Consider the following 23,654-nt stretch of genomic DNA (forward strand, 5'->3'; position numbering starts at 1 on the left):
TCTCTCAGTCTTGCACCAGCATGTCCAGCACCTTGAGTTCGGTGCCGCCGGTGGCTTGTAATTGATAGTGGCCGCAGCCGGGGCAGGGGTCGCCACGCCGGGCGATGCTGACGGTCTGGCCGCAGGGCAGGCACCAGGCCTGGCCGGGGGGTTCTTCGATCTCGAACAAGCTGCCTTGCAAGACGGTGCCGGGCGCCAAGGCCTCCAGCGCAAAGCGCAGGGCACGCGCCTCCACACCCGCCAATTGGCCGGCTTGCAGGCGCAGCGTGGTGACGCGGCTGAAGCCCTCGCGCCGGGCTGCGTCTTCCACCAATTTCAAGATGCCTCCGGCAAGGCTGGCTTCATGCATGCGGGGCTCCTTGGGCAGCCGCGACCAAGATGTCTATAGGCTGTTCAACAATTTCGACACTCACGCAGGGATCATAGGCAGACATCAGCAGCCGGGCGTCACGCAACACCCAGGGCGTCAATGTCGACGGCATGGCCGCCAAGGCCTGGGCCACCGCGCCCTCGGCGTGGAAGTTCCATTCGGTGGGCGCTAAAACCTGACAAGCATTGACCCTAGCTGTCGCGTCCAACACCACCCTGTGCACCAGCAGGCCGCGCGCCATCTCTACCCAGGCCAAGCCCTGGCCTGGGCCCAGGCTGAGCTGGCCGGCTTGCAGATAGTCGGCACCAGTTTGACCGGGCTCGCCAGTGTCGCCAGGGAGGGCCAGGCGCAGCAGTTCAGCCAAGCGGGCGCCCAGGCGCAACCAGACGCTGGTCAGCGCAGGATCCGAGTTATTCAAACGAGTCCAGGGTCCAGTCTCGGCGCAAGCGCCGCGCCACAGCGGGCGCAGGCAGAACTGCGGCTGAGTCTGCATGCACAGGGCCAACTCATGCAGATCGTCGGAGCTGGCGTGCGGCCGCAGTTGGGGCGCGCCAGCCAGGGGCTGATCGGCGCTGGCGCGGTTTTTCGCGAACAGCCGGGCCAGCCTGCTGCCACCCTCCTCGCTCCATTGCCGCAAACAGGCTTGCGGATCGCGCGACCATTCGCTCAGCCAAGTTGTCGCCGGCATGGCCAGCAGGTTTTTTTCAAGCCACGCCAGCAACTGGGCCGGTTCCGGCTGCGACGCGCTGAGCAGCGAGCATGGCAGCAAGTGCAGCCCGAGTTGCCAGCCCAGCAAGATGCGGCGCAGATGCTCACGCGCAGTCTCCCATTGCAGCGCTCGCCTAGCCGCCCCATCGGAGCCGGTCAGGCGCCCCTGTGCAGCCGCCACGCAAAGGCTGGCGCACAGACTCTGAGCATGGGCGCACAGGCCGTACATGCTGGCCAGGCGTTGCGGCACGGCGGCGGCCGGGAGGCCAATCGTCAGCCGGCCAGCCCAGTCGCGCCGGCTGCTGCGCAGATTGTGTGGGCAGGGTTGGCCTGGCCGCACTTGCAGGCTACCGCCCAGACCCGACAGGCTGCTCATCAGCGCTCCAGTTCGGCAGACCTGGGCCGGCCGAAGAACAGGGCGCGGCGGGAAGCCTGCACAGTCTCCACAACAGGCGCTGGCTCGGGTGGCAGGCGCAAGCTGCGCAGAATCTCCAGCGCCGTGGCACGGGCACCGGCCGGGTCGGCAAAATCCCCCATGGGAGAGAACAGCGAGCAGGCCGAAAACGCACCCAGGCCAGGCTCGCTGGCGCTCAGAAACTCGAACTGCCGCCCACCCAACTGCAGGCTGCGCGCCGGTCCGCGTTCTTGCTGCATTTGCAAGGGCAGGCACAACAGACTCATGAACCAGGGCGTGATCAAAATACCCAAAGCGGCGTCGGCATCCGGCGGTGGCAGGCGCTCAAAACCCACGGCCTCGACCTGCAGAGCAAGATTAAGGATGGGGATGTCGAACATGCGCGTGCGAGCAATCCCCTCGAAGAGGGCCTGCAAAATATCAATGCGCTGCGCCAGTTCTTGCGACATCGCCTAATCTCCAATTTCAGCGGATAAGACCATGAACTGTGCCGCCTCGCCATCGCATTGTGGGCAGCGCCAGTAGGCCGGCAAATCGGCGAACGCCAAACCCGGCGCCACCTGCCAAACCGGGTCGCCCAAAGCCGGGTCATACACCCACCAGCAAATCTTGCACTCCAGCCTGGAGTCCGCGGGCAGGCGCTGCGCGTCGCCCAGATAGCTGCCCTCGAAGCGAGCGGCGCCCAGGCCAAGATCTGCACCGACGCGGCTCATCCAGCCTGCTCCACCCAGTGCAGCACGTCGGTGAGTCGCTCCAGCGAGTCGCTCAAATCCTCGGGCGCAGCCAGGGCCACCTCGGGTACATCGCAGATCTCCACGGTGTTGAGAATCACCAGGTCTTGCGAGTTGTAATACACCACCCGCCAGGTATTGGGCGTGCAGGTATTGGTGATGCGGCAGTTGCCATAGCCACGCGACAGGATCAGCACCCGGCCAGTGCCCAAATGGTGGTCCAGAAAACCGATGTCCTCCACCGACATCGGCAAGAGCGTCAGGTTGATCATGTGGGCGCCCTGGCCTGTTTGCCAATGGCACCACTGGTCTTCGATCTCAACCAGCAAGCTGGGCGCGTTCTGCACATTGGGCGGCAGGCCACCGCGCCAGCGCGCGGCCTCGCGCTGGGCCTCGCTCCAATGGTCTTGCAGGGCGGTCAGCCGGATGGCGGCCGGCACGGCGCCCACTTCCAGGTGGTCGGACACTACCTTGCCGCCCTGCGTTTGAATCACCCGCCAGATGCCGGCAAACACTGACTCCTGCACGCGCAGCTCGGACTCACCCTCTGCGCTATCGACCAGCGCATTGCCCTTCAGCAAGACACTCACTTCACCCTCCCCTAGCACCTGGTTGATGAGCAGCAGATCGGACTTGGCCATGCCCATCAGATTGACCCGACGATTGATTCCGTCAGCCAGCGTCAGCTTCAGCTGGGCCAAGGTTTCACGCAGGGCCAGATGGGCTTGCTCGCGGCTGACCATCTCCTCAGGCTCGGGCAACAGGGGTTGGCGGAAGGTCTCCATGCCCTGGGGCATGGGCAGGTACGCCAACTGTTCATCCTCCGGCTGGCTGCCCGGGCCAACACCGATGCTGATGACCGGAATCGGAAATTCGTTGCTCTTCATCATGATGGCGGCCTATCAATGGCAGGAGTCGAAATTGGAATTTGCATTGGCATTGGCGCTGACCAGGGGGATGCCAATGCCGGGCAGGCGCGAGGTGGGCAGGGCCAGCACGCGTTTGACCTCGTCCACATAAACGTCCCAGTCATGCATGCCGCTGAGCGTGGCGACGTATTGCCCGTCACGCAGAAACAGCAGGCTGGGCCAGCGCTGCGAGCCGTAGCGGCGGGCGAGGTCTTGCTCTTTCTCGCGCGGCACAACGGCGATCTCAAAGTGCCGGCCGCTGGCGCGGCGCAGCTCGGGCAGCACCACCACCACGTCCTGACCCTCGGGGAATTGCACCGGGTCACCGGCGAATAACACCACACGGTCGCCCCCCTCGCGGGACCAGGCTTCTATGCTGCTCTCGTCCACCCAGGTGGCGCCATGCTGGGAGACCAGGCGCTCGATCAGGGTCTCGGGCTTTTTTTCCAGCGGGGCTTGCACGGGCAGGGCAATATGGGCCTGGCTGCTATCAAGGTCATGGCTCATCAAAATTCTCCGGTAGTCCCGGTCAGCACCAGCATTTCGGCCTGACTCATGCGGGAAGGCAAATCAAAACTGGCCTCGGTATGCAGGGCCGCGCCGTTCAGCAAGGCCTGCATCTCGTCCAGGGTGGCATTGATCTCAGCGGCGCGCTGCGGGCTCAGGCGCTCTTGGGCACTGCCCAGAAAGCTCAGCACCCAGTCGCCAAGGGCCAGCTCGCCCAACAAGGCGGTGTTGAGTTGCTCGGGCTCGCCCCGGCCTTGACACAGCGCATGGCCTGGCGAGAGCGCCAAGACCTGCATGGGAATTCCGATGCACATAATGAATTACCTAGGCAGTCTGTGGGAAAAACCGCGCATCGCCGCTGCGGCAGGCCAGCGCCTCGGAGGGCCGGGCCTCCTCATAAGCCACCAGGCCCAGCTCGGCAAAGGTGACGGCCTCGCGGGTGTCCAGCGGGCGGCTGCGTTGGCGCGGCTGGGCGCCCCAGTCACTCAGGCGCGCCACGCCCAGAGCCAGGGCCTCTTCCATGGCCTGTTTGACGACTGGCCGCAGGCTGCCGCCGTAATCTTCCAAATGCTCGGGTTGGCAGCCGATCAAGAGCAGGCGGCGGGGGAATTTGTCCGTCAGCTGGGCCAGCATCAAGACCTCTTGAAAACCTGTCTGATGCAGGCTCATTTTTTTGGCGCCCATGAATCTGGGCACCTCCTCCCCCTCCACCAGCTTGAGCGTGCCGGGCGCCAGGCCGTAGTCAATGGCGTCGAAGATCATGAGGCTGTCGGCCTCCTGCACATGCTGTATCAGATACAGGCCCTGGGTGCCGCCATCGATCAGCTGCACATGGGGGGCGAACTCGTAGCGCGTCTGCAAGGCCTCGATACAGCGCACGCCAAAGCCTTCGTCGGCCCACAGGACGTTGCCTATGCCCATGACGCAGATGGAGTTAGCCATGACTTCAGTCCTTGAAGGTGCGGTGGCCTGAGATCATGGTGCTGACCACGCTGGAGCGGCCCATGATGTCCTCGCGGATGGCGGCGTAAATATGCACGATCACAAACACAATCAGTGCCCACATCCCTAAGTGATGCCAGGTGTGCACATCTTGCGACTGGCCGAATAGCGGGATCACCCAGCCGAACAGCTTGTCTTGCCAAGAACCGGCTTGCGCCCCCTCGGAGTAGAGCGCAAAGCCAGTGAAGACCATGAAAATCACCGTCAGCAAAAACATGAAGAACATGGCGAAGCGGGCCAAGGGGTTGTGGCCCACATACTGGCCTGGCCGCCTGGCGATAAAGCCATACCACTTCACCATGCCGACCAACTCCTGCCAGTAGGCCTTCTGAAAGATGGGCACCCAGAACAGCTCGCGTGCATGGTGGTTACCCGCCAGCGCCCAGTAGAGCCGCCCGATCAGGCCCACGGCCAGCAGATAGCCGGCAGAGAAATGAGCGAAGCGGATATAGCCCATCAGATAGTTGGCACTGGCCTCGCCGCTGACGGTGGGCAGGGGCGAGCCGATGAAGTAACCCGTAATCGCCAGCACCGTGATGGCCAGGGCATTGATCCAGTGCCAGATGCGCACCGGGGCTTCAAACACGTAAACCGACTTGATCTGGTCGGCGCGGCTGGCGTCCAAGGCATCAAAGCCCTGGGTGCCGACTTCGGTGGAGCTGACAGACATGGTGGCTCTCCTTGGGCTGGCTCAAAGACGGCTGAGCATCAGAACCAAGCCGCTGGCGGTCAGCGCCAGGGCGAAGGCTTGGCCCAGCCTGGCGGGCCAACGTGCCAAGGCCGCGCCGGCCAGCAGACCCAGGCCATGCAACAGGGCCGAACCCAGCACGAAGCCGCCTATTGCCTGCGCACCATGCAGCTCAAGGCCATGGGCCTGACCATGGACCAAGGCGGCCAGCCCCACAAACAGCAATCCCAGTGCCGATGGCACGCTTTCCCTCAGCAGCAGCAAGCCACCAAAGCCCACAACGCTGGCCGCCACCCACGCCTCCAATTGCGGTGCGACCCAGGCGGCCTGAGCTACAAGAGCGCCCGTCAACAACAGTGCAAGAAACAGGGCCGGCGCCAACAGCCTGGCTTTGCCGCGCCACAGTTGGCTGGCCCATACGCCCACGGCGAGCATGGCCAACAAGTGATCCAACCCGGTGAAGGGGTGAGCCACACCACTCAGAAACTCCAGCTCATGGCCAAGGGCGCCCTGCCCGGTGTGCGCTTGGGCTGCCAGACCGATGGACAGCAGGCCCAGGGTGGCACAGCACTTCAATGCTCGTCTTGCAATCATGGTGATCGTCTCCTGTTTACTAACGCGATGGATCAGCGAACCTTGACCGATGTCAGCTCCTGGCCATCAGGGCTCATCACATGGGTGGAGCAGGCCAGGCAGGGGTCGAAGGAATGCAGGGTGCGCAGAATTTCCAGCGGTTGCTCGGGGTTGGCCATGGGGGTGTTCATCAGGCTCGCCTCGAAGGCGCCGATCTGGCCCTTGTTATCACGCGGGCTGCCGTTCCAGGTGGTGGGCACCACGCATTGGTAGTTCTCGATGCGGCCGTCCTTGATCTTGATCCAGTGGCCCAGCATGCCGCGCGGCGCGGCCACCGTGCCCACGCCCTTGGCTTCCTTGGGCCAGGTGCTGGGGTCCCATTTCTCGACATTGGCCGTCGTGGTATCACCGGACTTGATATTGGCCAGCAGCTCGTTGTAGTCGTCCAGCATCATCTCGCCGCAGTACTGGCCTTCCAGCGCGCGGGCCAGGGTGCGGCCTATGGTGGTGGGCAGCAGCTGCTTGAGGGTGTATTGGGTCTCGGGGATGCCCAGGGCCTTAGGGATGCCTGAGTTGATCATGCTGGCCGAATAGTCCACCTGCTCCTTGACCCGCTGGCTGTATTTATGCCCCTTCATTGCGTGGGCATAACCCAGTATGTAGCGTGACAGCGGGCCTACCTCCATGGCGTGGCCGCGCCAGCGTGGCGACTTGATCCAGGAGTATTTGGCGCTCTCGTCCAACTCCTTGATGTCGGTGCGTGTGCCCTTGGTCTTGGCGCCCAGCTCGTAGTTCGGTTCGGTCACGCCGTCCCAGGGGTGCAGGCCCTTGCTTTCGTCGGCATATTTGTACCAGCTGTGCGGGACGAACTCCTGCACCTGCTCGGGGTCGCGCGGGTCGATGGGGAAGATCTCGTCCCAGTTGCCATTCAGGATAGCGCCACCCGGCAGCTGCTGGGTGTCTTTGTGGCCCATGATTTTTTCGTACGTGCCGTAGTCGCTGACATTGGTGGCCGAGAGGCCACCGCCGTACAACCAGCCCGCCTGCTTGTAGAGGGTGCCGATGGCCAGCACATCGGGCACATAGACGTTTTTATTGAACTCGATGATCTCGTCGATGCGGGCTTTGACGAAGTTCAGGCGCTCCATATTGATGGGCGCGCCGGCCGCACCATTGCCGTCGATATTGATGGCGCAGGGCACACCACCGACCAAATAGTTAGGGTGAGGGTTCTTGCCACCGAAGATGGTGTGGATCTTGACCCAATCCTTCTGCAGGTCCAGGGCCTCCAGATAGTGCGTGACGGCCATCAGATTGGCCTCGGGCGGCAGCACATAGGCCTTGTTGCCCCAGTAGCCGTTCATGAAGGGCCCCAGTTGCCCGCTTTCCACGAATTTCTTCAGCCGGTTCTGAATATCGCGGAAATAGCCTGCCGAGGACAAAGGATGCGCAGGCGACACCAGCTGCTGCAGCTCGGAGGTCTTTTTGGGGTCGGCCTTCAGCGCCGACACCACGTCCACCCAGTCAAGGGCGTGTAGATGGTAGAAGTGCACGGCGTGGTCATGCACCTGCAAGGTCTTGGCCATGATTTCACGGATCAGATAGGCGTTTTTGGGGATGATGATGCCCAGCGCGTCTTCCACGGCGCGCACCGAGGTCAGCGCATGGCAGCCGGTGCAAACGCCGCAGATGCGCTCTACAAAAGCCCAGGCGTCGCGTGGGTCGCGGCCCTTCAAAATCACCTCGAGGCCACGCCACATGGTGCCGGTGGAAACGGCATTACGGATGACGTTATTGCTGTCGAGATTGACCTCACAGCGCATATGGCCCTCAATGCGCGTCACCGGGTCCACCACGATGCGACGGCCCGTGTTATTCATCTGAAAACCCTGCGTCTCGTAAACGCCCGCATTGCCTGAACTAGCACCCATGTCATGCTCCTTCTAATTTCTAGACTTACTGCTTGGCCGAGGTGTCGGCATTGCCCGAGGACGCGCGCTTGATGGCTGAAACCGCGGCGTGGGCCACCGCTGCCGCGCCGACCACGCCAGCCGCAGTGGCGCCAACCTTGTCCGCATTGGCTTCGATGCCGAACTGGTGGATGTCGGTGAGGCGGTTGTAGAAGGAGCCCTTGTCCCAGAAGCCGTCTTCCGAGCAACCGATGCAGCCGTGGCCGGCCTTGATGGGGAAGCTGGTGCCCTCGTTCCACTGCACCGTCGAACAGGCGTTGTAGGTGGTGGGGCCTTTGCAGCCCATTTTGTAGAGGCAATAGCCTTTGCGTGCGCTCTCGTCGTCCCAGTTCTCGACGAACTGGCCGGCATCAAAGTGGGGCCGGCGGTAGCACTTGTCGTGGATGCGCTGGCTGTAGAACATCTTGGGCCGACCCTGGCGGTCCAGCTCGGGGATGCGGTCAAAAGTCAGCATATAGGTGATCACACCCGTCATCACCTCGGCAATGGGCGGGCAGCCCGGCACTTTGATGATGGGCTTGTCAAAAATAACCTTGTGCACCGGCGTGGCCTGGGTGGGGTTGGGCTTGGCGGCCTGCACACAGCCCCAGCTGGCGCAAGAGCCCCAGCTGATCACGGCCTTGGCATCTTTGGCCACATGCTTGAGCTGTTCAACAAAAGGCTTGCCACCGATGATGCAGCTCATGCCGTCTTGATTGAGCGGCGGGTTGCCCTCCACGGCCAGGATGTAGTTGCCCTTGTACTTGGTCATGATCTCTTCAAGAATCGCCTCGGCCTGATGGCCGGCGGAGGCCATCAAGGTGTCGTCATAGTCCAGCGAAATCATGGACAGCACCACGTCTTTGGCCAGGGGGTGGGCCGAGCGGATGAAGGACTCCGAGCAGCAGGTGCACTCCAGGCCATGCAGCCATAGCACCGGGGTGCGCGGCTTGGTTTCCATGGCATGCGCAATCTGCGGCACAAAGCTGGGCGCCAGGCCCAGCGATGTGGCCGTCAGCGAGCAATACTTCAAAAAGCTGCGGCGTGAAATGCCCTGACGGCGCATCACCTCGTAAAAGGTTTCCATCGTTGCTTGTCTCCGTGTAGTTGATCTTGGGCTCGTGCACGGCCCAAACCCCGATTGCACGGGCCGCCCCACCCTGCATGAAGCGCCCGCCCCTTCTCCGACCGGTAGCCACTTGACGCAAATCACGAGCCAACTTGGGGCAGCTCAAGGGAATACCCCAAAACAAACACGCAAGCTCTTGTTTTTATTGGCGAAAAATTTCGCCATCAATACACGCAGGATCGGTGTATTCGAGGGGGTGGAAGGTGACTTTTCAGTTTTCAGGCAATGCTGAAAACTTATCATCCAGCGACGAAATTCAAGTATCCGGATCGGGGAGGTGAACCTGCGCCAGAAGTCGCGCAAATGGTCCCCTCAGGGATGCCGCGCGCGGGTCACAGCATTCGCCACGACTCAAGGTGAATCGGGCGGCATCGCCGCCGCTGCGCATGGGGCCGGGGTGAGATTCGCCAAGGCGGTGGATCTTGCCGGCCGCATGCTTGCGTCTCACGACGTGGGCGACCGCAATGGGGTCAGGTCATGCGGCGGGTCAAAGAAGCATCAAAATCGCCGAGCGTTTCAATCTGTGCGCGCATTCAAAAGGCATTGACATGACGGTCGGTGGTCGACGGGCAGGCGTCATGGCTTGTGCGCTGACCTGCTTAAGACAGCAGCGAATCTTCCAACTCAACTTCGTCGAGGTCTTCCGCGTCAACCAGGCGATCAAATTCAGTCAAATCCACCACGGCACCACGGGGAATCAACGGTTTGTCAAGCGGCCGGTACACGCGGCTGTGCAGGTGGTTGAGACGTTCAGAATGTTCCATCGCTTGCAACACGATTTCCGGGTTCAGCAACATGGCGAAGGGGCTGACAAGTGCGGGGCTCAGCATGATGTTCTCCTCAGGACTTACGGTTTCAAGATGTAAGTAACTGTAGGCATCAACGGTGTTGCTGCGTAGTCGGCCGCGCGCCAAAGCGCTTGTCAGGCAAAGTCCTAGGGCTGCGTCGGGTTGGCGCAGCCAGCTTGCTGCGCGCAGAGCGGGCAGGCGGGAGAGCAGAAGGCACCCGTTGTACCCACTGCACCCACCCTCGCGGCCCTATCGAGGCGCGTTCAAACCAGCACTTCAGCGAACAAGGGCTGGCTCAAAAAGCCCGCCGGGCTTGCGCTGGCGCCGTAGGCTCCCGACTGAAAAATCACCACCCAATCGCCTTCGGCGGCGACGGGCAACGCCATTTTGTCGGCCAAGAGGTCCAACGGTGTACACAAGGGCCCCACCACCGAGGCGAGTTCAGTCCCTGCATGGGCTGCCGCGGAATCACCAGCCCGTATCACGGTCACGGGGTAATTCTTGCGAATCACCTGCCCGAAATTACCCGAAGCCGACAAGTGATGATTCAAACCCCCATCCGTCACGAGAAACACCTGACCCCGCGACACTTTGCGGTCTACCACACGGGTGACATAAATGCCGGCCTCACCAACGAAGTAGCGACCCAACTCGATCACGAGGTGCGCCTGCGGAAAATCAACGCTCGCCCGGCCCGCCAACTCCGCAAGATTGGCCGCGATGGGTGTCAGGTCGAGCGCGGTTTCACCCGGAAAGTACGGAATACCAAACCCGCCCCCCAGGTTCAAGAACTTGACAGGGCTTGGCGCATGCCGCGACAGGCGCAAGGCCAATTCATAGGATTTTTGCTGAGCTTCGCAGATCGACTCAGCCTTCAGGTTCTGCGAGCCGGCGAACAAATGAAAGCCCTCGAAAGCCAGGCCCAGCCGGCCGATGTCTGCCAGCAGATCGGGCACCTGCTCGGCATCCACACCAAACTGTTTCGGGCCACCACCCATCTTCATGCCGGAGCCTTTCAGCTCGAAGTCGGGGTTGACACGCACGGCCACACGCGCAGGCAAGCCCAGTTCCGCCGCGGCTCGCGCCAAGGCCGGCAGTTCGCGTGCGGATTCCACGTTGACCAGCACGCCCGCCGCCACCGCTTGGCGCAATTCAATGTCCCGCTTGCCCGGCCCTGCAAAGCTGATTTCAGCCGCGTTGGCGCCCATGTCCAGGGCCACTTTCAACTCTCCGGCTGACGCAACGTCAATGCCGTCCACCAAGCCCGCCATGACCCCCACCACGGCCGGCATGGGGTTGGCCTTCATGGCGTAATGCAATTTAATGTTGGGCGGCAAGGTGTTGCGCAGCGTCTTCACACGCGCAGCGAGCAATTGGCGGTCGTAAGCAAAAAATGGTGTTTGTCCGACCCGCGCCACCAGTTGGCGCAAGGGCTGCCCACCGACGATCAAGTCACCCTCGCCAACCACAAATTGCGACAAGGGTGCATGCACCGGTGCGCGTCTCTGCAACGGCATTTCTGGCGCATTGGTGGGGGTGACATCAGCCATTTTTGACATATCAGGAAGACTCTCGATCGAATGGAGGATGCGACTCAGCGGTGAAACCGGCGGGCCCGAATTCAGGACTGGATGCGATGCCGGGATCAGTGTTGGGAATTGCGCTCAAACCAGGCCGTCGACAACAGCTTGCGGTCAATTTTGCCGTTAGGGTTGCGAGGCAGCGGCCCGGCCTGCACCTCAAACCCAGCCGGCACCATGTAGGCGGGCATATGCTGCCGGCACTGCGCTTGAAGTGCCGGCAGGTCGACCCCGTCAGCACCCGCAGGCGCCGTCACAATCACTTGAATCACCTGCCCCAGGCTGGCGTGCTCAACACCAAAGGCCACGCATTCGCCCACCAGTCGAGTGGCGTAGAGAATTTCTTCCACCTCGGTGGGACTGACCCGATAGCCTGAGGTTTTCATCATCTCGTCGCGCCGACCGATGAAGTACAAAAAGCCCTCGGCGTCTCGCCGCACGTTATCGCCGGAGAACACCGCGTACTCCGGCAACTGCAAGCCCCCTTCACGCCCGCCAACGCCGGCGGGCAATAGCTTGTAGCGCTCGGCCGTTTTTTCAGGATCATTCCAGTAGCCCATGCCGACCAGGGCGCCACGGTGCACCAGTTCACCGGGCTCGTCGGGGTCGCAAACGCTGCCGTCCTCCCGCAACACAAGAATCTCGGCGTTAGGGATCGCTTTGCCGATGGAGTCCGGGCGCCGGTCAACCTCCTGTGGGGGCAGAAAAGTGGACCGAAATGCTTCCGTCAAGCCGTACATCAAAAAGGGGCTGGCGCTCGGCGCACGCTGGCGCAGCAAGGCCAAAGTTTCCCGGGGCATGCGCCCGCCCGTGTTCGCAAAATAGCGCAGGCGCGCATCAATGGCGGCCGGCCACTCCAACTGCGCCAACTGGATGTAGAGCGGCGGTACGGCGGTCAAGCCCGTCACGCCTTCTTTTTCAATGGCTTTCAGTACATCACGCGGCATCAGGTAATTGAGCAACACCACCCGCGCACCGACATGGAAAGCCGTTGTCAATTGACTGAAGCCCGCATCGAACGACAAAGGCAGCGCCGCCAGCAACACGTCTTGCGCATGGTTGCCGAGATAAGACGCTACGCTCTTGGCACCAGCCACCATATTGCGGTGCGACAGCACCACGCCCTTGGGTCTGCCCGTGCTGCCCGAGGTGTACAAGATGGCTGCCATATCAGTGTCAATGACGGGATGCCCGGCAGCAGGCGCCGAGCCCAGAAAATCTGACCACCCTTGTACGGTCTTGCCTTGCCCGGTCAGCGCGGCCACATCGTTGCGGTTGCCATTGGCGTCGCTGCTGCCCTTGGCTTTGTCGGTCAGCACCACATGGCGCAAAGACGCCGAGGCCGCCAATACCTCACCCAGCAAACCCAGCCGGTCAGGCGATGTCACCAGCACCTGCACGTCGCAGTCCGCCACGATGAAACCCAATTGCTCAGGTTTGAGCAAAGGGTTGATCGGAACAAACACACAACCCGCAGCCGGCGCACCGAAACTGGCCACCACGGTTTCAAAGCGCTTTTCAAGATAGATGCCCACTCGCGCACCGCGTGCCAAGCCCAAGCCCATCAAGCCCGATGCGAACCCTTCAATGGCGGCTCCCAACTCCGCGTAACTCATAGCGGCCTGCCCGTAGGTCAGCGCCGGCGCGTCAGGCCGCGTACGGGTCTGTTTGAGCGGCAGGTCATGCAAAAGCACGGAATCAATCGGAGCGTGCGAGGTGCTGGCAATCATGCGGCGGGTGTCAATCGTTCAAAACAGGGTGGACAGATAGATTCACGGCGACAAATAACTCGATGCACTTGAACGGCCCGTTTTCGAGCCGAACGGCAGACACCGCGTCAATTGAGGAGGGGCCCATCAAGGAAAAAGTATCGCACGCCTCTGGCGCCTGTTGCCCTGCACAACTGGTCCTGAGCTCAATCCATAACGCAAGCGCTGTTGCAAACTACCGAATGAAACGGCTGACCGGGAATGCCGGGCGTCCACAAAGGCACAATTTCCCAAAAAACAGGCCTCGGATGAGGGGGCTGGCAAGAATGAACTCAAATATCTGCCATGTAAGATGCGGCGATATTCAACTTGTCCATGCGCATGAGCCCTCATGCGCCCGTTTTCATGACTATCGAAAAGCATGTGCTGCGCATCCTCGACGAGGTTCTCAGCCTGAACGGCCGCAGCGCTTCCTTCAACCGCAACACCCTGTTGCTCGGTGCCATTCCTGAGTTGGACTCCATGGCGGTCGTCAGCCTGCTGACGGCATTGGAAGATCAATTGGGCATCGTCGTGGCCGATGACGAAATCGATGGCGCCACCTTTGCCAGCGTCGGCTCTTTGACCGACTTTGTTGCGGCCAAAATGGCCTGAGCATTTCTTTTTCGCCCTCCCACACAACACCTCACCCTACCCCGGCCCCGGCATGCCCTGTTTCCAAGCCTTTTTTCTCGAAGGACCGCAGGGCAAAGGTCAGCGGTTTTGCATTTTTCATCCGGCACAAGGTGTAACGCGTGGCCGGGTGCTGCACATTCATCCCTTTGCTGAAGAGATGAATAAATCCCGCCAAATGTCGGCACTGCAGGCGCGCAAGCTGGCACAGGCCGGGTTTGCGGTGTTGCAGATCGATCTATTTGGCTGCGGCGACAGCAGCGGTGATTTTGGCGACGCCAGCTGGCAAGACTGGCTTGACGACGTGGCGCTGGGTGCTGCGTGGCTGAGCCAGCAAGGCAGCGAGCCGCTGTGGCTTTGGGGGCATCGCCTGGGTTGCCTGCTAGCCTGTGAAGCCGCACCGAGCCTGAACGAAGCCTGCCACTTTCTATTCTGGCAAGCACCGAGCACCGGGCGCGTGTTGCTGCAGCAATTCCTGCGATTGAAAGTCGCCAGCGGTATGCTCGAAGGCGGGCCCAACACCATCTCAACCGACGCCCTCAAAGCTGAACTGCTGGCGGGCGGTTCCGTGGAAATCGCCGGCTACCGTCTCTCCAGCGCCTTGGCCGCCGGGATGGAAAAGGCCACGCTCAGCCCGCCTGCCCTGGCCTCGGCGCAAGCATGGGCACCTGTAGCCTGTTGGTTTGAAGTGTCCAGCCAGGCCCTGCCCGAACCCTCCCCCGCCATCTCTGCCGCGATACAACGCTGGGAAGCCGCAGGCATCGCCGTTCGCTACCAATCCATTCCTGGCCCCCAATTTTGGCAAACTGCTGAGATCGAACTGGCACCAGCCCTGCTTGAATCGAGTTGCAGCGCCTTGCGTGATGCAGCGCCCTCAAGCCCTGCAAGTGTTGCCCGATTGGATTTGGAGCACCAGCCATGAACGTGCCCCCCTCCTGTCAAAATTATCAAGAACGGGCCATTCAATTCCCGTGCCTGGGTGTCAGCCTGCTGGGCATCATCTGCGAACCCCGGTCCACTCTGGTGCGGCATCCAACGGCAGTGCTCATCATTGTCGGCGGGCCTCAATATCGTGCCGGCAGCCACCGACAATTTACCCTGCTGGCGCGCTCACTGGCTGAAAACGGCATTACCTCCCTGCGAATGGATTACCGGGGCATGGGCGATAGCGACGGCAGCCCCCATACCTTCGAAGAGGTTTCAGACGACGTCAAGAGCGCCATCGACGCGCTGTGCCAAAACACGCAAGGCCCTATCGAGCGCCTGGTCTTGTGGGGCCTGTGCGATGGCGCCTCCGCCGCGCTGCTGTACTGCCAAACAAAGGCCGACCCACGCGTGCAGGGCCTGGTCCTGCTCAATCCCTGGGTTCGCTCCGGCCACAGTTTGGCCAAGACCCACATCAAGCACTACTATTTGCAACGACTCAAGCAGCCCGCGTTCTGGAAGAAATTTTTGAGCGGGGGGGTTGCCGTATCGGCCCTGACCGATTTGTTCACAACGGCACGAACTGCCTTCGGTGGCAAATCATCACAAACCAACGCCAACGCCAAACACAACGCGTGGCACGCCGAAACTCTGGCCCAATCCACCGCACCGTTTCAAGACCGAATGGCCTTGGCCTGGCGTCACTTCTCGGGACAAATCTTGTTGCTCACCAGCGGCAAAGATCTCACCGCGCAGGAATTTCTAGATCATGCCAAGGTCACACCCGCGTGGAAGAATCTGCTCGACCGCACCAGCGTACGCAAGATCGATATTGCGGATGCTGATCACACTTTCTCCAACGCCCGACACAGAGCAGAGGTTGAAACATATACCGCTGAATTTGTACAAAGCGTTTGAACAACAAATCCAGCTGAGTTTGTGAATAAATCGCCATCGACTGCGATGAAAAAATTGAGTGAGGAGCACCAATTGGGAGAAACTCTGCAGCGCTTTTTGGTAATTCTCGGCCTGAGCCTGAGTTGCGCCTGCGCAGCCCATGCACAAGTGAGCGAAGGTATCTGTGGTCCCTTGCGCGGAGGGCACTATGGCCCCTACGACTACCGGCCAGATCACCACAAACAGGCCGCCGGCGATCAAATGCCGCACAGCGACAAGCGTGTTCTCGTAGAAGGCGCCCACTTTACGCCTCGGGTTGAAAACTTGGTTGGAGCCCAGTCTGGCGGTCAAATGGGCCCGCCGGGGGCGGATTTATCTTATACCTTGCGCGCATTTCCCAACAACCATCGCGCCTTGGTTTCTGTTGTACGTTATGGTGAAAAATTCAAAACTGAAAATCCACCTGCGCTGCAGTACCCCGTTGAATGTTATTTCGAAAGAGCCATTCGATTCGCGCCTGATGATGTCATCGTGCGCATCATCTACGCCAGCTACCTTACCAATAAAAATAGACATGATGAAGCCGTCGCTCAGCTGAAAATATCGACGACTCTGGCCAAAGACAATCCTTTCACCCAATACAATATTGGTTTGGCTTATTTTGATCTCAAAGAATATTCTTTGGCACTGGAGCAAGCGCACCGGGCCGCCAGTCTTGGATTTGAAAGATCTGAACTCAGCGACAAACTGAAAAGTGTCGGGCAATGGCAAGATCTGTCAGATGCCCCTGAAGCTGCCAGCGCACCTGCGGTCGCTTCATCTTCTGCCGCGGATTGATCGTCACGCCGAAATTGTTATTTCCACCGCCATTCATGCCCTACCCCATTCCGCGTCTACCCGTTTTTGACTGGACCACAGTCTCCGGTGCAAAACACGCAGAAACGCCCTGTCTTTTGACACTGCCGGGCATGCAATTCACCAACAGCGGACGAGCCTCGATTTTGCTGGCGCTGGAAATGCTCGACATCGGCCCCGGCGACCAAGTGCTGGTCCCCACCTACCATTGCCCTACGATGATTGCCCCCATTGTTCAGCGGGGTGCTGAGCCAGTTTTCTATCCCTTGCGGCACGACGGCTCACCAGATCTAGCCTGGGTCGACGCGCAACATTTCAAAAATCTGCGGGTGATATTGGCCGCGCATTTTTTTGGTATTCCTCAAGCCCTGTCTTCGGTACGAACTTGGTGTGACCAACACAATATCCGGTTCATCGAAGATTGTGCCCATTCTCTTTTTGGTGCAAAAGATGGCCGGGCCGTGGGCCAATGGGGTGATTTGGCGATTGCAAGTTTGACAAAATTCCTCCCCGTGCCTGAAGGCGGCTGCCTTGTCAACAATACCCAACAACTTACCTTACCCAGGCTAAGTAGCCCCACATTCAGGGATCAAATCAAAGCTGGTTTTGACATCTTTCATGCTGGCATCAATCACGGGCGATTGAATGGAATTCGTTTTTTATTCGAATCACTGCTGAATGTGGTACGGCGGTTTCAGACTCGAAGTCAGCCCTCATCCGACAGTTCATCGTCCGCTGGATGTGCTGAAGATGATGACCACAATGATAATCAATATGTTAATTTAGGCCCCTCGCATCAATCACTGACCCTGGCCAGCCGATGGGTTGCCCAATGGGTGCCGCGTCAGCGCATTGTGGTCGAGCGTCGAAAAAAATATCAATTTTTGACCCAAGCCTTTGCAAACTGCGAATATGCCCGCCCGTTGATTCCTCAGTTGCCGGACAATTGTGCCCCTTATGTATTCCCGCTATGGGTCGCCAACCCTGATCCTGGCTACCTCAAACTCAGGGAGATGGGGCTACCAGTTTCTCGTTGGGACAGATTGTGGCCGGACGTCACTGTCATTGAAGACGATCATGGCCGGCTTTGGTCCCATCACATCCTGCAACTGGCTTGTCACCAAGACCTGTTAGAACCTGAACTCGAGCGCATGGTGGCGATGATCTGCGACGTCTATTCACCCAAAACAACATAATAACTGGCAGACGAAAAATGAGCTGGCGCATTCATCCCATCAAAAACTTTCTCAGCGTTACTGCCCAATGGGATAGCCTCGCCCGTGCCCGAGCAGGCCGCCCATTTTTGGAATCGCTGTTCCTGCTACCTGCTCTAGCAGCATTCGCGCCAGACGACGCCTTGGTCTGCTTTTTTGAATCACATGGGCAAACCAATATCGCCTGCATTCTGTGCCGCCAAGGCAAGGGCATGTGGCAAACCTTTCAGCCCTCACAACTGCCGCTTGGGGCATTTTTGACTGATGGCACTGTTGAATTGCAAAGTGCATTTGGCGAGTTGTGGCGCCAGCTTCCCGGATTGAGCCTTGGACTGGGCCTCACCCAACTGGACCCCTTGTTCGAATCAAGACCGTCGCCAGAAGGGAAAATCCAAACCATTCCCTACATCAAAACAGCATGGGTCGACATCAATGAAGGCTTTGATACCTACTGGGAATCGCGTGGCAAGAACCTCCGGCAAAACACCCGCAAGCAACGCAACAAATTGAGCGCAGAAGGCATCGAGCCTCGCCTGGAATGCCTGACGGATGTTGATCATGTTGCGCAAGCCATTGCCCAATATGGTCAACTTGAAAGCGCCGGCTGGAAAACAGAAAACGGCACAGCGATTCACCCCGATAACGATCAAGGTATTTTTTACCGTCAAATGCTGGAAAATTTTGCACGCCAAGGTCGATGTAAAATATACCGCTACTGGTTTGGCGATAAAGTCGTTGCAATGGATCTTTGCATTACTGATGAAGAAACAATTGTCATACTAAAAACAACTTACGATGAACAGTACAAGGCTGTGTCACCATCGACACTGATGCGCCAAACAGAGTTTGAAAGTCTTTTTGAAGCAAAGCAGTACAAAAAAATTGAGTTTTATGGAAAGGTGATGGAGTGGCACACGCGCTGGACTGATAAAGAGCGTGAGTTGTTTCATGCAAATATTTATAGAAATCAATTGATTCCACAACTACTTTCTTTGCGCTCCAAATTGCGTACCAAGATCATCTCCAACAAAGCAGCCCAATCCGTAGAATCCGACAAGACCGCCACCGCCACAGCAGACTGAATTGACGTGCCCAAAGTATCTGTAATTATCCCGGCCTTTAATGCAGCCCGCTACCTGGGCGAAACCATGGCGAGTGTATTGAATTCGTCATTCCACGATCTTGAATTGATTGTGGTTGATGATGGTTCGAAGGATGAAACCGCCCAGGTGGCGCAGTCCTTTGTTGATAACCGGGTTTGTGTCATTCGCCAGTCCAATCGGGGTATGTCTGCAAGCCGCAATGCTGGCATTGCGGCTGCGACTGGACAATACATTGCACTGCTTGATGCCGACGACGTATGGCACCCTGACAAGTTGAAGTTGCAAGTAACACTACTGGACAGTCAGCCAGAAATTGGTGTCTGCTTCACAGAATTTCAGATTTGGCATGGCAGCCCCATTCCTGACTTTTCAAGTCAGGAAACGAGTGAAAAAATTGAGGCTAGTCTGACGGGATGGATCTATCCGAAGATGATTTTGACGCATTTCGCCCTGCCGTCTACCATCGTGTTTCGCCGATCAGTTTGGGATGCGCTGGGACCCTTTCTCTGCGAAAATCACCAAACTGACGATTGGGAGTATTTTGTGCGGGCATCAAGGGCATTCCGTTTCGCGAAACTGAGCGACCGTTTGGTGCTGTACCGACAGCACCAAGGGTCCTTGTCGAAACGACCCTCCCCATTGAACAGCACTGAGGCCATGCGGACCCGACTCCTGCAGCAATACGGCATGACTTGTCCCAACGGCGGCCCCGTTGATGCCGTGGCCTTGGCCCAGCGGCAATATCTGGGACTGCGGCACTTTGCCGATGGTCATCTGGCCCATGGTGACTTCGCGCTGGGCCTGCGATCGTTCGGGCAACTGCTTCGGCATAGTCCGCAGCGGTTCTCTACTTTACTGACACTGTTGAAGTCCATTCGCCAGCGCATTCGGCGCTCATTTTGAACGTGCCTTTGCACGCACCCCACGCCACCCAAGTTACGCCCCAATGATTGCGCAGCCCATGTCGACCCCGCTGCCTCTGCGCACCCATCTGAAATGGTGGCTGTTCAGAAGCCTGGAGTTGCTCAGCGATTTGCGCGGCAACAGCGCTTCAGGGCACTTGGCGCTGCCAATTCCGCCTACGCCACAAAAGTCGCTTTGGGTGTTCGTGTCGACCATTGGTGAACTCAACGCGATTGAACCGCTGCTGAGGCAAATTCTTCAGAGACTACCAGCACTCAAACTGGTGCTGATCACCGACCACGCCCACTACCAGACAAGTTACCTTGCTCGGTACCCGGAGGCCACGATTTGTGTCAGCCGCGGGCATGCGTCAGACGCGAACCAACTCGCCAAACACTACCCACCCCAATGGCTATTTGTGGGGGAGATCCCCTGCTGGCCATCGGACGCGCCCTGCCGATTTTCTTTCGCTTTCATGATGGCCGCAAAAAAAGCGGGGGCGAAAGCAGCCTTGCTCAATGGCTGGCTCTATCACTACGCGCCGCCCAGCCGCATGGATAAACTGGAGCGCCAACTGCTGCAGCGCGACTACCTTCGCGGGTTTGATGCAATAGCCGCGCAGACTGAAGAAGTTCGCCAATTGCTTTTAAATGCTGGCGCCGAACCTGATCGCGTGGCCGTGACCGGCAATATCAAGTTTGACGGCATGCTCAGGCAGGGGTGGTCTGCGGCCAACGCGCGCAGCCCTGTCATGCTGCAATGCTTGATCGATCAGGGGCGCCCAGTCATCGTCACGGGGTGCGTGACCAATTTCGATGAACAGACTTTGGTGCTGGACGCATTTATACAGGTGAAGGCGCGGCACCCATCAGCCCTCTTGATACTGGCACCACGACACCCTGAGGTGCTTGAGCGCATGCAGACATTGCGTGAATACCTCAGCAGCCGCAATTTGCGCGCAGTGTTCAGATCAACATTCACCGATTCGGCGCTGGACAAGGACTTGGACTGCCTCGTGCTCGACACCATCGGAGAACTGCGAGATTTCTACGCCTGCGCAACCGCCGCCCATGTGGGCGTCGATCACAATGTGCTGGAGCCCTTGGGCTTTGGCACGCCGGTCACCGTGTGCTCAGGCTGGAACCCCACCTACCCGTCTTATCCTGTTTATCAAATGATGAGCAAGGCTGGCGCGATCGTTGAACTGGCTGAGGTTGAGCAATTGGCGGCTATATGGAACCAATTGATCAGCGATCCTCAGCAACGAACCCACCGAGTATCAGAGGCAAACTTGAGCCTTGCCTCAGCGAGGGGCGCGGTTCAACGCCACCTCGACTTGCTCTCGAAACTGCTCCCTATGGGCGCCGCGCCCTAAGTTATTTTGGACACCACCATGACCACCATCAAGATCAATCAGACCATTGACGTCTCCAACCAAAGCCCCTTCGTTCTCTTCGGCGGCATCAATGTTCTTGAATCCAAAGACCTTGCACTGCAAGCCTGTGCCGAATACGTGCGAGTGACCCAAAAGCTAGGCATTCCGTATGTGTTCAAAGCCAGTTTTGACAAGGCCAACCGATCGTCCATTCACTCCTATCGCGGCCCCGGTTTGGATGAAGGCTTGAAGATTTTTGAGGCGGTTAAAGCGGAGTTTGGCGTACCCTTGATCACCGATGTGCATGAACCCTGGCAAGCTGAGGCTGTGGCAGAAGTGGTTGACGTGTTGCAGTTGCCCGCCTTCTTGGCCCGGCAGACAGACCTTGTCATGGCGCTGGCAAAAACAGGCCGAGTTATCAACATCAAGAAGCCGCAGTTTTTGAGCCCCTCACAAGTACAAAACATCGTCGAGAAATTCAAAGAAGCAGGCAACGAGCAGTTGATTCTTTGCGAGCGCGGTACTTGCTTCGGTTACGACAATCTTGTGGTCGACATGCTGGGCTTTGGCGTCATGAAAAAGACCAGCCAAAACCTCCCCATAATCTTTGACGTCACCCACGCTCTGCAACAACGCGACCCAGGCGGCGCCGCTTCAGGCGGACGCCGACAACAAGTGGCCGACTTGGCCCGCGCTGGGTTGGCTGTCGGCTTGGCGGGCCTCTTCCTGGAGGCTCACCCCAACCCCGATCAAGCCAAATGCGACGGCCCGAGCGCCCTGCCGCTGGACCAATTGGAGCCTTTCCTCAGCCAACTCAAGGCGCTGGATGATTTGGTCAAGGGGTTTCCGATGTTGAACATCAAATAGTAGCCCTGCCAAATTTTCGGACAAGCTGAAATACTATGGATAAGCGCAAATACTATTCAAGTGCCCGGCCCGAAGTTTTTGCGCTTTTCCCAACTTTGGTAGACAGGCATTTGGATGTAGGTTGCGCCGCCGGGCGCTTCGGCGAAAGTCTGTTGCGCGAAGGCCTTGCCAAAGAAGTCTGGGGGGTCGAGCCAACGCTTGGCCCATGTACTGAAGCCAGTCAGCGGCTAAGCAAAGTTATACACGGCTATTTTGATGAGAATACGCCGCTGCCAGATGAGTATTTTGACAGCATTACCTTCAACGACAGCTTGGAGCATATGCCTGACGAAATTACTGCACTCAAAGTGGCATGGAAAAAACTCAAACCCAATGGCAATTTGATCGTATCTCTACCCAACATTCGGTACATAGAGAATATCAAAGAACTCCTAATTGAAAAAGACTGGCGTTATGTTGATGCTGGGGTACTGGATCGTACGCACCTTCGTTTTTTTACAAAACTAAGTATGCAACGGACCATCATTCAATGCGGTTTTAAAATAGAACGCATCGAGGGCATCAATTCACACTGGTGGTCAGGCTGGAAAATCTATTTATTACGATTTCTATTTCAACAACATATTGAAGATATGCGCTGGAAGCAGTTTGTCGTTGTCGCCAAAAAAATACAGTGAAATGCACTCACATAGTCAATTATGGCCGAAGGGCGGCCGCCCATTCAAGTCCAATAGCCTCGACAGAAAAACGCTCCCTTAACTCCCCTGCTTTGCACTTTGCTCGTTTTCGCAATGGTTCCAGGTCTTTCAAAATTTCAAAAAAATAGTTCCATTCGTCAATCGAGCAATATTCTCGCCAAGGCAGATAGTCAGGCAAACCGCTGGCCATTACTGGCACACCCATAGATAGCGGCAGCAGTAGCCGGTTGTTGCTTTTGCCTGTTGTAAAAGAATTAATGCGCGCCGGCAATAATACAAGGTCATATTCACGCAAAATAACTGAAAACGACAACCGATCCCATTCAAAATATTCACAGGGAAATCGGCAATCTTTTGTTATTTCATTAAATTTTTCCACCGAATTACTGATCACAGTAAGTCGAAGGGCCTGATTCAGGCTACTTTCCTCCAATAATGGCAAGATCGTTGCCAACTCAGCCATGCCGCCTTCCGCATAGGCTGAACCATGATTTCCAAACCATAATAGCTGTCGCTCAGTCTTGCGTTGGCGGCGCAGGCGGGTTAGTAATCTTCTGCATTGAAAATAACCAAGCCATCTCCGGGGACTCCACCGAATCCAAACTGGCTCGTAAAATTTATTCGCCCCGGGTCCTTCCAGGGGGTCACCCACCACCTTAATGGCAGCAATCGGCCCCACTTCTTCTCGCAAATACGGAACCAAGCCAGGCGACGACACAACAAAACAGTCAAACAGGGTCAGGTTAGCTCGATAGGCTTGCAAACGCTCTGCACGAGAAGGGTTGCCGCTACTATTTAAAAAATAGTTGTCAAAACTATCAAGAAATAGGCGTGTGCCATGTTGCTTTGCGGCGCGAAGTTGCTGCAGTTTGCCTTCAAATTCAGCAGAACTCTTTGAATCCAGCAGCCATTTAGCTTGCACCACCAAAACATCTGCCGACTGCAGATATTCCGCCTTTTCACCGATATGGCACTGATACCCAGCCTTGCGCAATGCAGCAACAGGGAGTAGGCAGCGCAGCCGCACGCCGGCATAAACCGGATTATTGGAGTGAGGTAGGAAAACAATTTTCATTGCAGAAAAACCTC

General features: G+C 58.2%; 26 protein-coding genes. 10 read left to right on the forward strand and 16 right to left on the reverse strand.

Annotated elements, in window-relative coordinates; all coding sequences use genetic code 11:
- Nucleotides 1-4 precede the first annotated feature (4 nt).
- The 15 genes from PRZ01_RS13135 to PRZ01_RS13205 all read right to left on the reverse strand — a co-directional run bounded on the left by PRZ01_RS13135 (nt 5) and on the right by PRZ01_RS13205 (nt 13,078).
- Nucleotides 5-349: a hydrogenase maturation nickel metallochaperone HypA/HybF gene (locus PRZ01_RS13135; RefSeq protein ID WP_273597254.1), complete on the reverse strand. Its 345-nt coding sequence runs from the start codon at nt 347-349 to the stop codon at nt 5-7.
- Nucleotides 342-1,454 carry a hypothetical protein gene (locus tag PRZ01_RS13140; RefSeq protein ID WP_273597255.1) on the reverse strand — a complete coding sequence of 371 codons (1,113 nt, stop codon included), beginning with the start codon at nt 1,452-1,454 and terminating at the stop codon, nt 342-344. Before PRZ01_RS13140 ends, PRZ01_RS13135 begins: the two co-directional genes overlap by 8 nt.
- Nucleotides 1,454-1,942, reverse strand: coding sequence for a [NiFe]-hydrogenase assembly chaperone HybE (hybE, locus tag PRZ01_RS13145; protein WP_273597256.1), 489 nt, complete (start codon nt 1,940-1,942; stop codon nt 1,454-1,456). The genes PRZ01_RS13140 and hybE overlap by 1 nt, the downstream gene beginning before the upstream one ends.
- 3 nt (nt 1,943-1,945) lie before the next feature.
- Nucleotides 1,946-2,206 carry a rubredoxin gene (locus PRZ01_RS13150; protein ID WP_273597257.1) on the reverse strand — a complete coding sequence of 87 codons (261 nt, stop codon included), beginning with the start codon at nt 2,204-2,206 and terminating at the stop codon, nt 1,946-1,948.
- Nucleotides 2,203-3,114 (reverse strand): hydrogenase expression/formation protein, encoded by a 912-nt coding sequence (locus PRZ01_RS13155; protein WP_338111470.1) that lies wholly within the window; start codon nt 3,112-3,114, stop codon nt 2,203-2,205. The genes PRZ01_RS13150 and PRZ01_RS13155 overlap by 4 nt, the downstream gene beginning before the upstream one ends.
- 12 nt (nt 3,115-3,126) lie before the next feature.
- Nucleotides 3,127-3,639, reverse strand: coding sequence for a thioredoxin domain-containing protein (locus tag PRZ01_RS13160; RefSeq protein ID WP_273597258.1), 513 nt, complete (start codon nt 3,637-3,639; stop codon nt 3,127-3,129).
- Nucleotides 3,639-3,953: a HypC/HybG/HupF family hydrogenase formation chaperone gene (locus PRZ01_RS13165; protein WP_273597259.1), complete on the reverse strand. Its 315-nt coding sequence runs from the start codon at nt 3,951-3,953 to the stop codon at nt 3,639-3,641. The genes PRZ01_RS13160 and PRZ01_RS13165 overlap by 1 nt, the downstream gene beginning before the upstream one ends.
- A 10-nt stretch (nt 3,954-3,963) precedes the next feature.
- Nucleotides 3,964-4,581, reverse strand: a complete 618-nt coding sequence (locus tag PRZ01_RS13170) for a HyaD/HybD family hydrogenase maturation endopeptidase (protein WP_273597260.1) — start codon at nt 4,579-4,581, stop codon at nt 3,964-3,966.
- A gap of 4 nt (nt 4,582-4,585) precedes the next feature.
- A complete protein-coding gene (gene cybH / locus PRZ01_RS13175) occupies nt 4,586-5,311 on the reverse strand; it encodes a Ni/Fe-hydrogenase, b-type cytochrome subunit (RefSeq protein ID WP_273597261.1) in 726 nt (241 codons plus the stop codon).
- 21 nt (nt 5,312-5,332) lie between these two features.
- A complete protein-coding gene (locus tag PRZ01_RS13180) occupies nt 5,333-5,923 on the reverse strand; it encodes a HupE/UreJ family protein (RefSeq protein ID WP_273597262.1) in 591 nt (196 codons plus the stop codon).
- 32 nt (nt 5,924-5,955) lie between these two features.
- A complete protein-coding gene (locus PRZ01_RS13185; protein ID WP_273597263.1) occupies nt 5,956-7,833 on the reverse strand; it encodes a nickel-dependent hydrogenase large subunit in 1,878 nt (625 codons plus the stop codon).
- A 25-nt stretch (nt 7,834-7,858) separates the two neighbouring features.
- Nucleotides 7,859-8,938, reverse strand: coding sequence for a hydrogenase small subunit (locus PRZ01_RS13190; protein ID WP_273597264.1), 1,080 nt, complete (start codon nt 8,936-8,938; stop codon nt 7,859-7,861).
- 641 nt (nt 8,939-9,579) lie between these two features.
- On the reverse strand, nt 9,580-9,810 hold the full coding sequence (locus tag PRZ01_RS13195) for a hypothetical protein (RefSeq protein WP_273597265.1): 231 nt from the start codon (nt 9,808-9,810) through the stop codon (nt 9,580-9,582).
- Nucleotides 9,811-10,031: 221 nt separating this feature from the next.
- Complete coding sequence (locus tag PRZ01_RS13200; RefSeq protein ID WP_273597266.1) at nt 10,032-11,318, reverse strand: pyridoxal-dependent decarboxylase, exosortase A system-associated; 1,287 nt, start codon at nt 11,316-11,318, stop codon at nt 10,032-10,034.
- 95 nt (nt 11,319-11,413) lie between these two features.
- Entirely contained in the window at nt 11,414-13,078 is a 1,665-nt protein-coding gene (locus tag PRZ01_RS13205) for an acyl-CoA ligase (AMP-forming), exosortase A system-associated (protein ID WP_273597267.1), read from the reverse strand.
- Nucleotides 13,079-13,462: 384 nt separating this feature from the next.
- Here PRZ01_RS13205 and PRZ01_RS13210 point away from each other — a divergent pair, with 384 nt between their 5' ends.
- Genes PRZ01_RS13210 through PRZ01_RS13255 form a run of 10 tightly spaced genes read left to right on the forward strand, consistent with a single transcriptional unit; the run spans nt 13,463 to nt 22,544 of the window.
- Nucleotides 13,463-13,711 carry an acyl carrier protein gene (locus PRZ01_RS13210; RefSeq protein ID WP_273597268.1) on the forward strand — a complete coding sequence of 83 codons (249 nt, stop codon included), beginning with the start codon at nt 13,463-13,465 and terminating at the stop codon, nt 13,709-13,711.
- A 52-nt stretch (nt 13,712-13,763) separates the two neighbouring features.
- A complete protein-coding gene (locus PRZ01_RS13215; protein ID WP_273597269.1) occupies nt 13,764-14,651 on the forward strand; it encodes a hydrolase 2, exosortase A system-associated in 888 nt (295 codons plus the stop codon).
- Nucleotides 14,648-15,571 (forward strand): hydrolase 1, exosortase A system-associated, encoded by a 924-nt coding sequence (locus PRZ01_RS13220; protein ID WP_273597270.1) that lies wholly within the window; start codon nt 14,648-14,650, stop codon nt 15,569-15,571. Before PRZ01_RS13215 ends, PRZ01_RS13220 begins: the two co-directional genes overlap by 4 nt.
- A 45-nt stretch (nt 15,572-15,616) precedes the next feature.
- Entirely contained in the window at nt 15,617-16,387 is a 771-nt protein-coding gene (locus PRZ01_RS13225) for a hypothetical protein (protein ID WP_273597271.1), read from the forward strand.
- Between the two features lie 35 nt (nt 16,388-16,422).
- Entirely contained in the window at nt 16,423-17,601 is a 1,179-nt protein-coding gene (locus tag PRZ01_RS13230; RefSeq protein ID WP_273597272.1) for a DegT/DnrJ/EryC1/StrS family aminotransferase, read from the forward strand.
- Nucleotides 17,602-17,618: 17 nt separating this feature from the next.
- Entirely contained in the window at nt 17,619-18,701 is a 1,083-nt protein-coding gene (locus PRZ01_RS13235; protein WP_273597273.1) for a GNAT family N-acetyltransferase, read from the forward strand.
- 6 nt (nt 18,702-18,707) lie between these two features.
- Nucleotides 18,708-19,625 (forward strand): glycosyltransferase family 2 protein, encoded by a 918-nt coding sequence (locus PRZ01_RS13240; RefSeq protein ID WP_273597274.1) that lies wholly within the window; start codon nt 18,708-18,710, stop codon nt 19,623-19,625.
- 58 nt (nt 19,626-19,683) lie between these two features.
- Complete coding sequence (locus PRZ01_RS13245) at nt 19,684-21,000, forward strand: 3-deoxy-D-manno-octulosonic acid transferase (RefSeq protein ID WP_273597275.1); 1,317 nt, start codon at nt 19,684-19,686, stop codon at nt 20,998-21,000.
- A gap of 18 nt (nt 21,001-21,018) precedes the next feature.
- The gene (kdsA, locus tag PRZ01_RS13250) at nt 21,019-21,867 is read left to right on the forward strand and encodes a 3-deoxy-8-phosphooctulonate synthase (protein ID WP_273597276.1); all 849 of its coding nucleotides are present in this window, start codon (nt 21,019-21,021) and stop codon (nt 21,865-21,867) included.
- A 35-nt stretch (nt 21,868-21,902) separates the two neighbouring features.
- On the forward strand, nt 21,903-22,544 hold the full coding sequence (locus PRZ01_RS13255) for a class I SAM-dependent methyltransferase (protein WP_273597277.1): 642 nt from the start codon (nt 21,903-21,905) through the stop codon (nt 22,542-22,544).
- 19 nt (nt 22,545-22,563) lie between these two features.
- Here the strand turns inward: PRZ01_RS13255 and PRZ01_RS13260 are convergent, their stop codons facing one another.
- The gene (locus tag PRZ01_RS13260) at nt 22,564-23,640 is read right to left on the reverse strand and encodes a hypothetical protein (protein WP_273597278.1); all 1,077 of its coding nucleotides are present in this window, start codon (nt 23,638-23,640) and stop codon (nt 22,564-22,566) included.
- Between the last annotated feature and the right edge of the window lie 14 nt (nt 23,641-23,654).

It is taken from the genome of Roseateles koreensis (assembly GCF_028595305.1).
Taxonomy (GTDB): Bacteria; Pseudomonadota; Gammaproteobacteria; order Burkholderiales; family Burkholderiaceae_C; genus Paucibacter_A; species Paucibacter_A koreensis.